The sequence below is a fragment of the Mesotoga sp. HF07.pep.5.2.highcov genome, from assembly GCF_003666285.1.
Taxonomy (GTDB): Bacteria; Thermotogota; Thermotogae; order Petrotogales; family Kosmotogaceae; genus Mesotoga; species Mesotoga prima.
This window is the reverse complement of record NZ_JFHJ01000238.1, coordinates 1-1,398: the sequence shown is the minus strand read 5'-3', so window position 1 is coordinate 1,398 and position 1,398 is coordinate 1. Positions and strand designations below refer to the sequence as shown.

The window sequence follows — 1,398 nt, the reverse complement described above, 5'->3', positions numbered from 1 at the left end:
GATCTACCTTCGATGAAATAAGCGAAGGACTGAAAACTCTTATTCAAGAGTTTTTCGTGAATCACGGACGATACCCCAGAGATTGGATAGATAGTGAGTTCGGCATAGACTATAGGTTTGAAGATCTCTCGCTTGACGCTTCTTTCTGGGCTAATAGTGCATTTGGTGGCGTTGTTTATAAGCCGGCAGGTAAACTTCTCAGAGTCAGTCCAGACAATGGTTATAAGTTTGTCTTTAACTTTCTGGGATCATCTGAAAAGGGCGAACTTACTGAGAGGCTAAATTGGGACCTGATCTACAACATCGGGAACGACTCCGCAGACACTGACTGCTGGTATTTTCACAGTCTCGAGGGAAGAAAGATAGATATCTCAACCTTGGAAATAGTGAAGATCAGCTAAATGGGTTAAATGGAGACACTAACTCGACCAAAACTTGACCGTTTCAGTTTTGACAAAGGACTGAGATGGTGAAGCAAGTTCAGATTATGGTATGCGACGTTTTACAGCTAGACAAACAAAGTCATTCGAACTTGTTTCGGGACCCGGTTTTGGATCGGTTGCGCGTTGTGCGTAAAGATTGCACAAATTTGAAGGTTTTTCCATAGCATCTCCATCGGGGGCTGAAAAAAGTTCATGACGGAATGTGGCATTCTCGGAATTGCCAAACGTTGTCGTCATGTTAGTATTCTTTCAAAGACTATTCGAATCGTGACGCGAAGCGGTTTTCGGAATAACCATCGCTATCATTCCCGCCATGACTTCTTGGAAGTCCCTCACGTTGTGATCCGAACTGTTTCGGGCGGGATCTTCGAAAAGCGGCAGGGTCGAGGGTAGCAGGTACGGTTGGAAAAACTAAAGAACGCTCTTCTCCCACGAGCGGAACTGGCCAGTCGAAACATGACTGACCTGCGAAAGCAGACTGGCTTCTGAATGACTCCCGCTGAAAGCGGCATCACTTCCCTGGATGTTCCTCCAGGCATCACTTCCCGACTCAGTCGCCCTCGCCTCCTGCCAAAGGAAGCCTTGAATCCACTGATGTTCTTCAGTGCATTGCGCCCAATAATCTATTTTTCCTCGCGCCAACGAGCGTCGCTTCCTGCCGTAGGTAAAATCACTTTTGCCTTGTTGATTGATCCCGGAGGACGGTGGACCGTTGACGAACAACGTTATTTTATCAGCGTTCACGGCTCTTTGCCCGGCGAAGTCAGCAATGGTCTTTGCGAAGCAAAGGCTGCTGCATGAAGTGCGACTTGCCAGGCGGAGCCGACTGGCTTTCTAATCGCATCTGGCGATGGCATACCCCAGCCCCGAGACTCTATATCCGTTTTTCTTGGCTCTCTATAACAAGCTCTTTCAACTCCCTGCCATCGAAGACTCTTATCAAGTGGTTATTGGT

The 1,398-nt window shown here is 47.6% G+C and carries 1 pseudogene; it reads left to right on the top strand.

Annotation, left to right across the window (positions count from 1 at the left end):
• Window positions 1–401: pseudogene (locus BG32_RS04975) on the top strand (prepilin-type cleavage/methylation domain-containing protein); the annotation flags it as partial.
• Between the last annotated feature and the right edge of the window lie 997 nt (window positions 402–1,398).